The sequence below is a fragment of the Adlercreutzia sp. CNCM I-6216 genome, assembly GCF_977113345.1.
The window spans coordinates 154,538-168,984 of record NZ_CDSBIE010000006.1 but is presented as its reverse complement, the minus strand read 5'-3'; the positions used below and the strand labels follow the sequence as shown (position 1 = coordinate 168,984).

The window sequence follows — 14,447 nt, the reverse complement described above, 5'->3', positions numbered from 1 at the left end:
CTTCGCCAAGCTATAAACTTGAACCCGAGGTAGCCGCCGTTCGCCCCGGCAAGCCACCCAGCCTCGTCAGTATATAGCCCACGGCGGAATCCTGTCAACGACCGAGGTATGCGTCAGACGTGCGGAAAATGCGGCGGTGGTGGGTGTTTGGGTGCGGGGGCGGCGGCTTCGTATACAATGGGTGGCGACTGGTACCTGATCGATTGAGGAAACAGACACTTCCATGACTGAATCTGCTGAACTGAACGGCGCCGGCGGGGCGGCCGAAACGGCTCCGGATGCCCCCGCGACGGGCGCCGCGCCGGAGCCCGCTCCCGTCGCGCCCAACGCCCCCTTCTCGGCCATCGCCGTCGTCGGCCTCGGGCTCATCGGGGCGTCGCTGGCCGGGGCGCTGGCGACCAAGATGCCCGACGTGCGCGTCTTCGGGGTCGATACCGATGCCGCCACCTGCGCCGCCGCCACCGAGCGAGGCTGGTGCGAGGCGGCCTCCGGCCCCGACGACCCCGCCTTCCGCGCTTTCATCGAAAACGACTGCGAGCTCGTGGTCATCGCCACGCCGGTTGCCGCCGTGGACGACTACCTCGCTCGCCTGCGCGACTGGGGTTACACCGGCGTCGTCACCGACACCATCTCCACCAAGGGCCACATCCTCGCCGCGGCCACCGAGCTTCTGCCTGCGCCTGCGCGCTACGTGCCGGGACACCCCATGGCCGGCTCCGAGCAGAGCGGCATCGCCGGCGCCCGCGCCGACCTCTTCGAGGGAGCGAACTGGATCCTCTGCCCCGACACGGCGACGGTGCCCGAGGACTTCCAGCACCTCCACGAGCTGGTCACCGGCCTCGATGCCCGCGTGGTGTCGCTGCGCCGCGAGGAGCACGACGCCGCCGTGGCCGTGGTGAGTCACGTGCCGCACATGGTGGCCTCCTCCCTCATGCAGCTGGCGAGCGCGCACGCCGACGACACTGGCTCTATCATGCGGCTGGCCGCCGGCGGCTTCAAGGACACCACGCGCATCGCCGCGGGCAGCCCGAAGCTGTGGTGCGGCATCGCCTTCGACAACGCCTGCGCCCTGAAAAGCGGCCTGGACGAGATGGCCTCCATCCTGGGCTCGTTCGCCGCCGCGCTGGAAACCGGCGACCGCGAGACGTTCACGCGCCTGCTCGCCGAGGCCGCCGACGCCCGCCGCGCACTGCCGGCCGCCTGGGTGCCCTCCACCGAGAAGCTGCTCGAGGTGCGCATCCCCATGGTGAACCGCACCGGCGTCGTTGCGGAGGTCTGCACCATTGCCAGCTCGGTGGGTTGCAATATACAATCTATTGACATCGACCACATCAGCGAGGGCAACGCCGTGCTCTCCCTCATCCTCACCGATGAAGGCGATATCGGCCAGCTCTCGATGCAGCTGATCAACGCTGGTTTCTCCGTATCGTTCAGTCCGCTCATGCCGAAGGAGTACGCTCATGTCGAATAGCGAATTCGCAGAACCCTACACGATCATCGAGCCTTTCGGGGGGCCCTTCAAAGGCGACGTCACGGTGCCGGGCGACAAGTCCATCTCGCACCGCGCCGTGCTGTTCGCGGCCATGGCCGAGGGCACCTCGCATCTTTCCGGCGTGCTCGACTCCGAGGACGTGCGCGCCTCCATCCGCGCCGTGGAGGCCTTGGGCGCCGAGGTCGATTTGAAGGCCCAGCCCGACGGATCGCTTTCCGGCACCGTCACCGGCTGGGGCGCCGAGGGCCCCAGCCAGCCCGCCGCCCCCATCGACTGCGGCAACTCGGGCACCACGGCGCGCCTGCTCATGGGTGTCGTGGCCCCCTGGGACATCGAGGTGACCATCACCGGCGACGAGTCGCTCAAGAAACGCCCCATGCGCCGCATCGTGGCGCCCCTGGCGAAGATGGGCGTCGATTTTGTGCCCGAGACGCCGGAGACGCTGCCCATCACCGTGTGCGGCAACCGCGTCCTGCCACCACCGTGAACGAGCCGGCGCCCTCGCGCAACCACACCGAGCTCATGCTGCCGGAGTTCAACGTGCCCACCACCGCCGGCACCCGCGTGGCCACGGTGACCGGCCCCGCCGAGATGCTCGCCTCCGACGTCGTCGTGCCGGGCGACCCCTCCTCGGCCGCCTTCGTGGCCGCGGCCGCCCTGCTGAAGCCCGGCAGCTCCGTCACCATTCAGAACGTGTCGCTGAATCCGGCCCGCATCGGGTTCGTGCGCACGCTGGAGCGCATGGGCGCCGACATTCGCGAGTCCTACGGCGGGCATGAGGGCAAGGAGCCCCGCGGCACCATCACGGTGAACTACACGCCCGTGCTGCGCGGCTGCGAGATTCCCTCCCAGCACATCGCCTCGGTCATCGACGAGATCCCCGTGCTCGCCCTGGTGGCGGCCCACGCCCGGGGCATCACGGTGTTCCACAAGGTGGGGGAGCTGCGCGTGAAGGAATCCGACCGCCTCAAGGCCATCATCGACGGCCTGGCGCTGCTCGGCGTGGACGCCTGGGAAGAGGGCGACGATCTGTTCGTCGAGGGCAACCCGCAGCTGCAGGTGCCCCAAGGCCTCGTCTTCGAGTCCTACGGTGACCACCGTCTGGCCATGACCTGGGCGCTCGTGGGCGCCTGCGGGCGCGTGCCCGTATCGGTGACCCGCTTCACCTGCGTGGCCGTGAGCTACCCCGACTTCCTCGCCGACTTGAAGGGATTGGTGAAATAGTGATCGTCGCCATCGACGGGCCCTCCGGGGCCGGAAAGTCCACCGTGGCCAAGGCCGTGGCCAAAGAGCTCGGCTTCTCCTGCCTGGACACGGGGGCCATGTACCGCGCCATCGCCTGGCGCGCCCTGCAAGACGGCGTCGCGCTCGACGACGAGCCGGTCTTGGGGGCTATCGCCCGTACCTACGACATCGCCTTCGGGCATGTGGAAGGCGACCCGGTGCCGCGTCGCGTGTTCATCGGCGATGACGAGGTGACCGACGCCATCCGCACTGCCGAGATCGACCGCGCCGTGAGCCCGGTGTCCGCCGCGCCCGCCGTGCGCGAGGCGCTGCTCGACCAGCAGCGCCGCATCGGCAACGCCGGCGACTACGTGGTGGAGGGCCGCGACATCGGTACCGTGGTGTTTCCCGATGCGGCCGTGAAGGTGTTCCTCACCGCCTCCGACGAGGAGCGCGCCCATCGCCGGGTGCGCCAGAACGTCGATCGCGGCATCGGTTCCATCGACTACGACGAGGTGCTGGCCGACCTGCGCCGGCGCGATGCGGCCGACTCCTCCCGCGCCACGGCTCCTTTGCGCCCCGCCGACGACGCCGTGCACATCGACTCCACCGGTCATTACATCGAGGAAGTCATCGAGCAGATCTGCAAGCTTGCCAGAGAGGCGCGCTGATGTTCCTAAAATACTCCGAGATGTGGGACATGGATTTGGGCGGCGAGCCCAGCACCAACGAGATCCCGCACTGGTTCGGCAATGCGGCCTACGTGGTGGTGGGCGGCCTGTGTAAGCTGCTGTTCCGCTATCGGGTGGACAACCGCGACAAGCTGCGCGCCTTCCAGGGCGCGGAAGGGGCGCTCGTCATCTGCAACCACACGTCGTTCTTCGACGTCGTCTTCATGTACCTGGCCGCGCGCCCGAAGCAGTGGGTGCGCCTCATGGGCCGCGACAGCCTCTTCGACAACGCCCACGGCCTGCTCGGCCAGGCGCTCTCGCGGGTGGGCGCTTTCCCCGTGAAGCGCGACACCGCCGACATGACCTCCATCAAGCGCGCCGTGCGCATGCTCAAGCGCCAGGAGCTCGTGGGCATCCTGCCCGAGGGCACGCGCCGCGGCAAGACCGACCGGGTGCCCTCCATCCACGCCGGCGTGTCGGTAATCGCCCGCATGGCGAAGGTGCCCATCCTGCCCATGACCGTGCGCGGCGTGGAGCGCATCAAACAGAAGGGCCAGCGTGTCCATTTCCCGAAGGTGACCGTCGACTACGGCGATCCCATTCTCGTCGGCGATTTCGACTTCCTGCCGAAGGACGAGCGCGTGGAGGCCTGCACCTGGTACGCCATGCGCGAGTGCTTCGCGCTGTACTACCGCTGCGCTCCCGAGGACGTGGACATGGCGGCGCTGTTCCCCGAGACGCGCGACTACGCCCCGGTGTTCGCCGAGCATCCTATCCCGCGCCACACGAGCGAGGAGCTGGCCCGTGCCGCCCGCACCGCTCGCGCCGAGAAAGCCGCCAAGGCCGCCGCGAAAGTGAAGGAGAGCTAACCGTGGAAGTGATTCGCGCGAAGCGGGCCGGGGCCTGCTACGGGGTGCAGCGGGCGCTGGACATGGCCGACGAGGTCATCGCCGACGGGAGCCGGGCCTACACGCTCGGGCCACTCATCCACAATCCGCAGGTGGTGGCCGATCTGGCCGCCCGCGGCGCCGAGGCCGTTGGTTCCGTGGAAGATATCTGCTGGGAAGGTGCCGCAGCCGGGGACGCGTCAGCGGAAGGGTCAGCTTCCGCAGCCGGGGACGTGCCGGCGGTGGTCATCCGTTCCCATGGGGTGACGCCCCAGGTGCTGGCCGCCGTGGAAGACCGCGGGTTTTCCGTAGTCGACGCCACCTGCCCCCATGTGTCCCGGGCCCAGCACGCCGCTGCGGAGCTCGCGGCCGAGGGCTGTCGCGTCATCGTGGTGGGTGAGGCGGGTCACCCGGAAGTGGAGGGGCTCACTGCCTGGGCCGAGGAAGCCGGCGGCAAGGTGGACGTGGTGGCCGCGCCCGAGGAGATCCCCGAGGGCCTGTACGATCCGGTGGGCGTGGTGGCCCAGACGACCCAGCGCCGCGAGAACTTGGAGGCGGTGGTGGCCGCCCTGCGCGAGGCGGGGCTTGAGCCCATCGTGAAGAACACCATCTGCTCGGCCACGCGCCAGCGCCAGGAGGCCGCGGCCGATCTGGCTTCGGCCGTGGACGCTATGGTGGTCATCGGCGGCCGCAACTCGTCGAACACCACGCGGCTGGCTGAGGTGTGCGCGCTCACCTGCCCGCGCACCTTCCACATCGAATCGACCGACGAGCTGGACCCGGAGGCCTTTGCCGATTGCCGCCGCGTGGGCGTCACCGCCGGCGCGAGCACCCCCGAGAACCAGATCGCCGCCGTGGAAGCGTTCCTGCGCGCCCTGTAGCCATGGCCACCTACCCCGGAAAAGACATCGAGCGCGAGGCCTCTTGCGCCTCTTGCGCCGCCTGCGACCAGGCGAGTCTCACGGCTGCCGAGGCGGCGGCCGCGGCGTGGAAGGGGCCGGCGGCGCGCATTATCGCCGTGGAGCCGGAAAGCCCCGCCGACGATGCCGGCTTTGCGCCCGGCTGCTACCTCACGACCGTGGATGGCGCGCCCTTGCGCGACATCATCGACTGGCGCTGGCTTACGGCCGACGACGACATCACGGTCGGCTACATCGACCTCGACGGCGAGGCCGGGGTGGTGGAGTTGGAGCGCGAACCGGGGGAGCGGTGGGGCTTCGAGTTCGACGGCGTGCTGTTCGATTCCGTGAAGCTCTGCCGCAACGCCTGCGTGTTCTGCTTCATGCGCCAGCTGCCCGACGGCGTGCGCCCCTCGCTCGTGCTGCGCGACGACGACTTCCGCCTGAGCTTCCTTGCGGGAACCTTCGTCACGCTCACGAACTTGAAGCCGGAAGATGAGGCCCGCATCATCGAGCAGCACATCAGCCCCTTGCGGGTGAGCCTGCACGCGAGCGAGCCGGAGCTGCGCCGCCGCATGATCGGCAAGCACGCGGCCCACGGCCTGGCAGCTCTCGACCGCCTGCTGGCGGCTGGCATCGAGGCCCATGCGCAGATTGTACTCATGCCCGGCGTGAACGACGGAGAGGCCCTGCGCGAGACCTTGGAATGGGCCTGGGAGCGCCCGGGTATCAACGGCGTGGGCATCGTGCCTCTGGGCTTCACCAAGCACCAGACGGCCCTGCACGAGAGCTTCACCACGCCTAAGGCCGCCCGCGGCGTCATCGATGTGATCGCCCCCTTCCAGCAGCGCGCCCGGGCCGAGCGCGGAGGCCCCTGGGTCTTCGCCGCCGACGAGTTCTACGTGAACGCCTTCGGCGCCGACACGCCGGCCCGTATCCCGCCGGCCTCCGACTACGGCGACTACGACATGTTCGAGGACGGCATCGGCATCGTCCGCTCCTATGTGGACGAGTTCGACGAGGCCTGCGAAAGCGGCCTGGCTGCCCGCGCCGCCGAGGTGCTGGCGGCCCGCGACCTCACCGCCCGCTACATCGTCGGCGAGGCCATGCAGCCCTTCCTGGACGCCATGATCGCGAACAGCCCCCTGGCCGGTCGCCTCGTCCCCCTCACGGTGAGAAACGACTACTTTGGCGGCAACGTCAACGTCACCGGCCTCCTCACCGCCTCCGACATCGCCCCCGCCATCAAGGCTACCAGCGAGGAAGAAGAAGGAACCCACCAGCTCTTTCTCCTTCCGAGCGTTATCTTCAACGACAACGGCGTGACGCTCGATGACATGACCGTGCAGGATATCGAAAACGCGGCCGGCGCCCCGGTGTCCGTGGTATCCTGTAACCCGTTCGATTATCTGCCTGAGATCATAAAGCTCGCCCAAGACGAGTCGTAAAGAATAGCGAGGATACCCATGGCCCTTCCCATCGTCGCCATCGTGGGGCGCCCCAACGTGGGCAAGTCCACCTTGGTCAACCGCATCGCCCAAACCGGCGACGCCATCGTGCACGAGATGCGCGGCGTCACCCGCGACCGCAGCTACCACAAGGCCGACTGGAACGGCGTCGAGTTCATGCTCATCGACACCGGCGGCATCGAGATGGGCGGCGACGACGCCTTCCAAGGCTCCATCCGCGCCCAGGCCTTCGAGGGGGCGCGCGAGGCCGACGTCATCATCTTCCTCGTGGACGGCAAGGCCGGCATCAACACCGACGACGAGGAGGTGGCCCGCATCCTGCAGAAGGCGGGCAAGCCGGTGTTCGTCGCCGTGAACAAGATGGACAACCCGGCCCGCATGGATGAGGTGTGGGAGTTCTACGCGCTGGGCCTGGGCGATCCGTGGCCGGTGAGCGCCCAGCACGGCAACGGCACGGGCGACCTGCTGGACGAGGTCGTGAACGAGCTGCGGAAGGTGGAAGTTGTTCCCGAGGAAGAGGTTGAGGCCATCAACGTCGCCATCATCGGTCGGCCGAACGCGGGGAAGAGCTCGCTCACCAATAAGCTCACCAACAACAACCGCTCCATCGTGAGCGACGTGGCCGGCACCACGCGCGATGCTATCGACACGCTGGTCGAGCACGAGGGGCAGATGTACCGCATTGTGGACACGGCGGGCCTGCGCCGCAAGAGCCAGATCGACCAGGACGTGGAATACTACGGCTTCGTGCGGGCCATGCGCGCCATCGACCGGGCGGATGTGGCCTTGCTTGTCATCGACGGCACCTTGGGGCTCACCAACGAGGACCAGCGTGTGGCCGGATACGCCGCCGAGCGGGGATGCGCCATGGTGATCGTGCTGAACAAGTGGGACATCGTGGAGGGCCCCGAGGCCAAGGAGAAGATCCGCGAGCGCATCGAGGACCGCATGACCTTCGTGGGCTATGCGCCGGTGGTGGCCATCTCGGCGCTTACCGGCAAGCGTGTCGACCGTATCTGGGGCGCCATCGACGACGTCTACGCCAACTACAGCCGCACCATCCCCACGGCCCGTTTGAACACGTGGCTCGCCGGCATCCGCGAGACGGGGCACACCGTGTCGAAGGGCAAGGCGGTGCTGCGCATGAAGTACCTCACCCAGACCGGTACCTGCCCGCCCCACTTCACCTTCTTCGTGAATCGCCCCGATGTCGTGGACGACAACTACGAGCGTTATCTTGAGAACCGCATGCGCGAGGCCTTCCCCTTGGAGGGCACGCCCATCCGCCTCAAGTTCAAGAAGAAGGACTAGGCCATGGCAGCGATCATCGGTTGGCTCGCCCTTTCCTTCGCCGTCTCGTTCCTGCTCGGCTCTATCCCTTGGGGCGTCATCGTGTCGAAGCTGGCCTATCACAAGGACATCCGCGACGAAGGATCGGGCAACATCGGCACCACCAACGCCTTCCGCGCCATGGGCAAGGTCGGGGGCGCGCTCGTGTTCGTGCTCGATTTCGGGAAGGGGCTTCTGTCCGGCTGGCTCGCTTTCTGGTTCTGGGCGCCGCTCGCCGGTTGGGCTGAGATCGACTATAGCCTGGCCGGCGCAACGTTGCCTGCAACGGTTGAAGGGCTTCCGGTGGATGCGGGCGCCTTGGCCCTGGCCCTCGCCTTCGCCGGCTGCACGCTCGGCCACATCTTCAGCCCCTGGCTCAAGTTCAAAGGCGGTAAGGGTATCGCGGTGGCCGCCGCCTGCCTCGTGTTCGTCTTCGGCCCCCTGGGCTTCCTCATCGAGATCGCCGTCTTCGCCCTCGGCATTGCCGTCACCCGTTGCGTGTCCGTGGGCTCCATCGCCGCGGCAGTCATCTGCCCGGTGCTCGCCCTGTACTTCTACTGGGGCCAGTGGGTCCCCTGGCTCATCATCGCCGCCACGGCCTGCGTCGTCATCTGGGCCCACCGCGCCAACATCGCCCGCCTGCGCGCGGGCACGGAGAACAAGATCGGGAGCAAGAAGACAGCCTAAGCATCAACTATGGTTGAGTGAAGCGGAAACGTCGGGTGCCTTGACCGAGCGAGTTCCGCAGATGGTATCGAAGGCGCAGCGATATGCGGCGAAAACGATCTTGTCGCCTTCGATACCAGCGAGGACTGTTTGAGCGAATCAAGGTACCCGGCGGTTCCGCTCCGGGGGAGCTTCAACCAAGAGAGAGGATCGATATGCGCGTAGCAGTGATTGGGGCCGGCAGCTGGGGAACGGCGTTGGCGCTCGTGCTGGCGGAAGCAGGCCACGAGGTGGTGCTCTGGGCCCGCACGCCCGAGGTGGCCCGCGCCATCAACGAGGAGCACCGCAACCCTCGGTACCTCTCGGACTACCGCCTTCCTTCCGCCATCCGCGCCACCGCCGACTACGCGTGTGCCTGCGAGGGCGCTGAGGCCGTGGTCATCGTGACGCCCTCGGCCGCCCTGCGCTCGGTGGCCGCCGACCTGCGAGAGCTCATCGCGCCTGGGACTCCCATTGTCATCTGCTCGAAGGGTGTGGAGGAGAAGACAGGCCTTCTGCCTATCGATACCTTCGCCGCCGAGCTGGGGAATGCGGGCCGCATGGCGGTGCTGTCGGGCCCCACCCATGCCGAGGAGGTCATCTGCCGCAAGCCGTCGGCCGCGGTGGTGGCGTCGGCCGACGAGGGGACGGCGCTCTTCTTCCGCGACCTGTTCGCCACGCGGTTCTTCCGCACCTACACCTCCGACGACCCGGTCGGGGTGGAGCTGTGCGCCGCCTTCAAGAACGTCATCGCCATTGCCGTGGGCATCTCCTACGGCATGGGCTTCGGCGACAACACCGCGGCCATGCTCATCACCCGCGGGCTCGCCGAGATGAGCCGCATGGTGGTGGCGGCCGGGGGAGAGGCGCTTACCTGCATGGGGCTCGGGGGCGCCGGCGACATGGTGGTCACCTGCATGTCGCAGCACTCGCGCAACCGGCGGTTCGGCGAGCAGTACGTGGCCCGCGGCCTTACCCTGGACGATTTCACGGTGCAGACCCACATGGTGGTGGAAGGGGCCATCGCCTGCAAGACCCTGGCCACGCTCGAGGCCCGCTACGGGGTCGATTTGCCTCTGACTGATACGGTGCGCAGCGTCGTGTGGGAAGGGGTGAACCCGCGCGAGGCCGCGGCCGCCCTCATCGATCGGCCGCTTAAGAGCGAGTTCTACTAGAGCGATCTTCCAGGTTGTCCGGCCTTTAACGCCGGGACGGGGGTGCCGTGCTCAAACAGCGGTCTATGGCATTTCTCGTCTGGGGGTTCGGGCCTTTCCGTTTGCCATAGACCGAACTGCGCGCGGCACCCCCGCCCCGAATCTCGGGCTTGCTTCGTAAAATACGAGCGATTGCCTTAAGATTTCGCCAGGTAAACGGGGTGCATACATGGTCGCAACCGTCGGGCCTTCCCGCTTTCACGAGGACGGGAAGGCCTTATTGTTGTCATCAGCCGAGCGGAAGGGCGGAAATCCGGGCAACCGGGCGCCCGTACCGCGAGGTCCTTGACAACCAATTCGAGCTTTCCGTCGCACCGTCTCCTGCGTGAACCCTCCTCTCTCCTCTCTCAAAACCCTCGCGGCGGAAACGATTTCCATGCGTACGTTATCCCCTTCTCCTCCGTGCGTACTGAGCAAAGCTCCTCCGGTTCCCCTGCCGGAGGAGCTTTTTTATGGGCATCTCTTTGCGGCCGCGCCTCGTTTTCCCCTTGTCGTATGCCGTTTTCGCCTTGCAGTTTCCCCTCTGATGACGTACTGTTAAGCAAGCAAATTTCGAAGGGGAAGGGTGCGCCGCCGCTATGAAGACGACCGAGAACGCCGTCCGGGATCGGAAGGGCTTCGCGCGCCTGACCTTGGTCATCGTGCTCATCTTCGCAGTCATGGGGGCCTCTATCTGGGCCGTCTCGAAGAAGACCTCCGACGACATGGCCGATGCCGCCATTCTGAACCTCAACGAGAACTTGAACCTCGTGGAAAGCACCGTGGAGGCCATTCAGGACAGCGAGGCGCAGTTCCAACGGCTTTTGGCCACCGAGCTTGCCGCCGCGGGCGATCCGGCCGCCGCTGTGGAGCGCTTGGGCAAAAGCGATGCCGCCGCGCTCATCTCTGTCGTGCCCGAGGGGGCCGACGTCGGCGTCTCCAACGACGGTGCCCCCTTCGACCCGGCGTCGCTCGATTTCAGCGGCGGGGGAGCCATCAAGGGGCTGCCCGTCTCCCAGGCCTATGTGAACGCCGAGGGCAGCTGGGCCTACACGGTGAAATGCCCCATCGAGCGCGACGGCGTCCCCATCGCCGAGCTGTACACCGAGTACACCTTCGACGCTATCGACCAGTCGCTGCCCCAGGGCTTCTACGGCCAGCGGGCCGTGCTCTACCTCATGGACGCCGCCACGGAGCGCTTCGTGCTGAAGCCCGAGGGCATGGGCGAGCGAGACGCGGGGCATGTGAATCTGGAGGACTTCTACCGGGCCAACAACATCACCGATCCGGTCATCCTCTCCATGGTGGCGGAAGGTGTCGCAAACCGCGAGAACGTCATGTTCGCCCATAAGGTGAAGGGCACCGAGGCCCTGTGCTATTTATGGTCCATCGGCGACGGCACCACCTATCTGGTGGGCTATGTGCCCATGGAGGCCATCCAGCGCGAGGCCCAGGCGGTGAACGTCGCCCTGATCATGGTGGCCTCCATCACGATTGCGGCCTTCTGCCTGTGCGTCATCCTCTACGGTTTCAACCGGCGCAAGCAGGCCCGGGCCCGGCGGGCACGGGAGGAGGAACGCGCGCTGCACGCCGAGCAGCTCGCCCAGGCGCTTCGGGCGGCCGAGGTGGCCAACGAGTCGAAGTCGGCCTTCCTCGCCAACATGTCCCACGACATCCGCACCCCTATGAACGCCGTGCTTGGCTTCACCACCATCATCGAGAAGGAGGCCGACAACCCCGCGAAGGTGCGCGACTGCGCCGGCAAGATCATGGCCTCGGGGCGCCATCTGCTCGACCTCATCAACGACGTGCTGGACATCTCGAAGATCGAGAGCGGCAAAGCGTCGCTCACCTTGGCGGAGTTCGATTTGGGCGACTCTCTGGCGGCGGTGGAATCCATCATCGCGCCCATGGCCCGGGACAAGGGGCAGACGTTCTGCGCGGAGATCCGCTCCGTCCGCCACGAGCGCCTCATCGGCGACGAGACGCACCTCAACCAAATTCTGCTGAACTTGCTGTCGAATGCCGTGAAGTACACCCCGGAGGGCGGTCGCATCTGGCTGCGCTTCATCGGGCTTCCGGCGCATTCCAACGCACTGGAGCATCTGCGCATCGAGGTCGAGGACGATGGCTACGGCATGACGCCGGAGTTCCTTAAGACCATCTTCGACTCGTTCACGCGCGCCGAGAACTCCACCACCAACAAAGTGCAGGGCACGGGGCTCGGCATGTCCATCACCAAGAGCCTCGTCGACCTCATGGGCGGTACCATCGAGGTGGAAAGCGAGGTGGGGAAGGGGTCGTTGTTCCGGGTCGATCTGGAGCTGCGCATCCCCGAGGAGCAGGCTGCCGGATACTTCTGGGAGCGCGCCGGCATCAAGGGCATGCTCGTGGCGGACGCCTCGCCTGCGGCGCACGGGGCCATCGCCGAGTTCATGGAGGGCACGGGCGTGGAAGTGGACGGGGCGGCAAGTGCCGATGCGGCCTGCGAGCTGGCGCGGGCCCGCGGCGGCTATGACGTGGTGCTCGTCGGCGTCCCGTGGCTCGACGATGCCGCCGTGCGTGCGGCCGACGGCCTGCGGGCGAGCGCGGAGACGCCGCTTCTGTTCATGCTCGAGCACGCCTTCGACCAGGACGACGACGTGGCGCTGCCCCCGGGCGCGGCGGTGCTGACCAAGCCCTTCTTCCCCTCCATGCTGAAGCAGAAGATCGAGGCCGTGCGCGGCGTGGATGCCGAGGGAGACGACGATCTGGCCCAGGTGCTCTCCGGCAAGCACTTCCTCGCCGCCGAGGACAACTTCCTCAACGCCGGCATCCTCACGGATCTGCTGGAGATGGAGGGCGCCACGGTGGAGATCGTCGAGAACGGCAAGCTGGCCGTCGAGCGCTTCGAGCGCTGCGAGCCCGGCGAGTTCGACGCCATCCTCATGGACGTGCAGATGCCAGTCATGAACGGGCATGCGGCCGCCCAGGCCATCCGGGCGCTCGCGCGGGCGGATGCGGCGACCATTCCCATCTTCGCCATGACCGCCGATGCCTTCGTGGAAGACGAGAAGGCGGCGCTGGCCGCCGGCATGAACGCCCATGTGGCGAAGCCCTTGGAGATAGACGAGCTGCGGCGCGCCGTCGACCGCTTCGTCGAGAAAGGACGATCATGAGACCTATCGCGAGCAAGCGCGTCCGCAAGGGGGCCGTGGCCGCCGTCGCCCTCGTCGGCGCTTTAGTGCTCGGGGCCTGCAGCGCTCCGGCGCCGGCGGAGAATTTGGCCGTGCAGGATGTCGACGAGGAGAGGACGGTGAACTTCTTCAGCCCCATGGAGAAGATCAGCCCCGACACCGAGAACACGGCCCGCACGGCCAGCGACCTGACGATCGCCATGGCGGAGGAGCGGCTCGGGCTCACGCTGGCCTATCACACCTACACGGCCGAGAACTACCAGGACAAGACCTACGACGAGGTGTGCCTGGAGCGGGCCCGCAACAATTCGGACGATCTGTACCTGCTGAACACCGACACCATCGTGACCCTCGGGTCGGAGGGGCACCTCGCCGACTTGTCGGGGCTTTCCTGCGCCCAGAACCTGCGGGAGGTGGTGCGCACGGCCAACACGGTCGACGGCAAGCTCGTGGCCATTCCCCAAGAGGTGGTGGCCTACGGCCTGTTCGTGAACAAGGATATCTTCGACGAATGCGAGCTTTCGCTGCCGAACACGCCCGAGGAGTTTCTGGAATGCTGCCGGGTTCTCAAAGAGAAGGGCTATGAGACGCCCGTCGGCGCCAACCGCTGGTGGCTGGAGACCTTCGTTTTCGCCCAGGCCTACGCCGATCTGTACAACGGAGGAGACGTGGCCGCCGAGGTGCAGGCTTTGAACGAGGGCCGCGCCCGTTACAGCGACTACATGCGTCCCGGATTCGAGTTCTTGAAGAAGCTGATCGATCTCGGCTACGTCGACGCCGAGAACGCGCTGGTGAGCGAGGCCTTCGAAGGGGCCGGCGAGGGCGATGACTTCATGGCGGGAACATGCCCCATCGTCATGGCCTACTGGGACGCGGCCAACACCGATACCGCCTACGGCAGCCCCTCGTTCAACATGGAGGTCATCGGCTTTCCGAGCGCGCGGGGGCAGATGCCCGTGCTCTCCATGACCGGATGCGCCGTGGGCGAGCGGGCCGAGCACCGCGACGAGGCTCTCAAGGTGGTGGACGTCATCTGCTCGGACGAGGCCCTGCGGCTGTACGCCGAGACCAACCGCGTTATCTCGCCTTCGAAGAACGTGGAAGTGGAATGCGTCGAGCCGCTTCGCCCCTTGAACGATTTGGTGCAGGCCGATACCTACGTGCTCGCCTCGAACGCGGGTATGGACGTGGAACAGTGGGGCAATGTGTGCCTCATCGTGCGCGATTTGCTCGGTGGGGCGACCGTTGACGAGTGCATGGCGAAGCTGGACGCCCTGCAGGACGCGGCGGCCTGATCGACCTGTCCGCGCTCCCGGGTGCCGGGGCGGTCGTCGCCTGTCCGCGTCCGAGAGCGCCGGGGGCATCGCCGCAACACCCGCTCCGCTGTTCGGCCTTCGGCCTC

The 14,447-nt window shown here is 67.0% G+C and carries 10 protein-coding genes and 1 pseudogene; all 11 read left to right on the top strand.

Features of this window, described 5'->3' with window-relative positions; translation table 11 throughout:
* Positions 1 to 223: 223 nt before the first annotated feature.
* The 11 genes and pseudogenes from ACYVRU_RS07535 to ACYVRU_RS07485 all read left to right on the top strand — a co-directional run bounded on the left by ACYVRU_RS07535 (position 224) and on the right by ACYVRU_RS07485 (position 14,340).
* A complete protein-coding gene (locus ACYVRU_RS07535) occupies positions 224 to 1,471 on the top strand; it encodes a prephenate dehydrogenase (RefSeq protein WP_114539706.1) in 1,248 nt (415 codons plus the stop codon).
* Positions 1,461 to 2,716, top strand: a pseudogene (locus ACYVRU_RS07530) (3-phosphoshikimate 1-carboxyvinyltransferase). The gene ACYVRU_RS07535 and the pseudogene ACYVRU_RS07530 overlap by 11 nt, the downstream one beginning before the upstream one ends.
* On the top strand, positions 2,716 to 3,387 hold the full coding sequence (cmk, locus tag ACYVRU_RS07525) for a (d)CMP kinase (protein WP_114539708.1): 672 nt from the start codon (positions 2,716 to 2,718) through the stop codon (positions 3,385 to 3,387). Before ACYVRU_RS07530 ends, cmk begins: the two are co-directional and overlap by 1 nt.
* A complete protein-coding gene (locus tag ACYVRU_RS07520) occupies positions 3,387 to 4,256 on the top strand; it encodes a lysophospholipid acyltransferase family protein (RefSeq protein ID WP_227070178.1) in 870 nt (289 codons plus the stop codon). Before cmk ends, ACYVRU_RS07520 begins: the two co-directional genes overlap by 1 nt.
* A 2-nt stretch (positions 4,257 to 4,258) precedes the next feature.
* Positions 4,259 to 5,155: a 4-hydroxy-3-methylbut-2-enyl diphosphate reductase gene (ispH, locus tag ACYVRU_RS07515; RefSeq protein WP_227070181.1), complete on the top strand. Its 897-nt coding sequence runs from the start codon at positions 4,259 to 4,261 to the stop codon at positions 5,153 to 5,155.
* A 2-nt stretch (positions 5,156 to 5,157) separates the two neighbouring features.
* Positions 5,158 to 6,621 (top strand): DUF512 domain-containing protein, encoded by a 1,464-nt coding sequence (locus ACYVRU_RS07510; RefSeq protein ID WP_227070183.1) that lies wholly within the window; start codon positions 5,158 to 5,160, stop codon positions 6,619 to 6,621.
* Between the two features lie 18 nt (positions 6,622 to 6,639).
* On the top strand, positions 6,640 to 7,953 hold the full coding sequence (gene der, locus ACYVRU_RS07505; RefSeq protein ID WP_227070190.1) for a ribosome biogenesis GTPase Der: 1,314 nt from the start codon (positions 6,640 to 6,642) through the stop codon (positions 7,951 to 7,953).
* 3 nt (positions 7,954 to 7,956) lie between these two features.
* Positions 7,957 to 8,658 carry a glycerol-3-phosphate 1-O-acyltransferase PlsY gene (gene plsY, locus ACYVRU_RS07500; protein WP_114539713.1) on the top strand — a complete coding sequence of 234 codons (702 nt, stop codon included), beginning with the start codon at positions 7,957 to 7,959 and terminating at the stop codon, positions 8,656 to 8,658.
* A 194-nt stretch (positions 8,659 to 8,852) separates the two neighbouring features.
* Positions 8,853 to 9,851: an NAD(P)H-dependent glycerol-3-phosphate dehydrogenase gene (locus ACYVRU_RS07495; RefSeq protein WP_114539714.1), complete on the top strand. Its 999-nt coding sequence runs from the start codon at positions 8,853 to 8,855 to the stop codon at positions 9,849 to 9,851.
* A 617-nt stretch (positions 9,852 to 10,468) separates the two neighbouring features.
* A complete protein-coding gene (locus tag ACYVRU_RS07490) occupies positions 10,469 to 13,027 on the top strand; it encodes a hybrid sensor histidine kinase/response regulator (RefSeq protein WP_461185938.1) in 2,559 nt (852 codons plus the stop codon).
* The gene (locus ACYVRU_RS07485; protein WP_114539716.1) at positions 13,024 to 14,340 is read left to right on the top strand and encodes an ABC transporter substrate-binding protein; all 1,317 of its coding nucleotides are present in this window, start codon (positions 13,024 to 13,026) and stop codon (positions 14,338 to 14,340) included. The genes ACYVRU_RS07490 and ACYVRU_RS07485 overlap by 4 nt, the downstream gene beginning before the upstream one ends.
* Positions 14,341 to 14,447: the final 107 nt, after the last annotated feature.

Coding starts and splice junctions, on each gene's coding strand:
- ACYVRU_RS07485 (WP_114539716.1), top strand. CDS start 13,024: ATGAGACCTATCGCGAGCAAGCGCGTCCGCAAGGGGGCCGTGGCCGCC.
- ACYVRU_RS07490 (WP_461185938.1), top strand. CDS start 10,469: ATGAAGACGACCGAGAACGCCGTCCGGGATCGGAAGGGCTTCGCGCGC.
- ACYVRU_RS07520 (WP_227070178.1), top strand. CDS start 3,387: ATGTTCCTAAAATACTCCGAGATGTGGGACATGGATTTGGGCGGCGAG.
- ACYVRU_RS07510 (WP_227070183.1), top strand. CDS start 5,158: ATGGCCACCTACCCCGGAAAAGACATCGAGCGCGAGGCCTCTTGCGCC.
- der (WP_227070190.1), top strand. CDS start 6,640: ATGGCCCTTCCCATCGTCGCCATCGTGGGGCGCCCCAACGTGGGCAAG.
- ACYVRU_RS07495 (WP_114539714.1), top strand. CDS start 8,853: ATGCGCGTAGCAGTGATTGGGGCCGGCAGCTGGGGAACGGCGTTGGCG.
- ACYVRU_RS07535 (WP_114539706.1), top strand. CDS start 224: ATGACTGAATCTGCTGAACTGAACGGCGCCGGCGGGGCGGCCGAAACG.
- plsY (WP_114539713.1), top strand. CDS start 7,957: ATGGCAGCGATCATCGGTTGGCTCGCCCTTTCCTTCGCCGTCTCGTTC.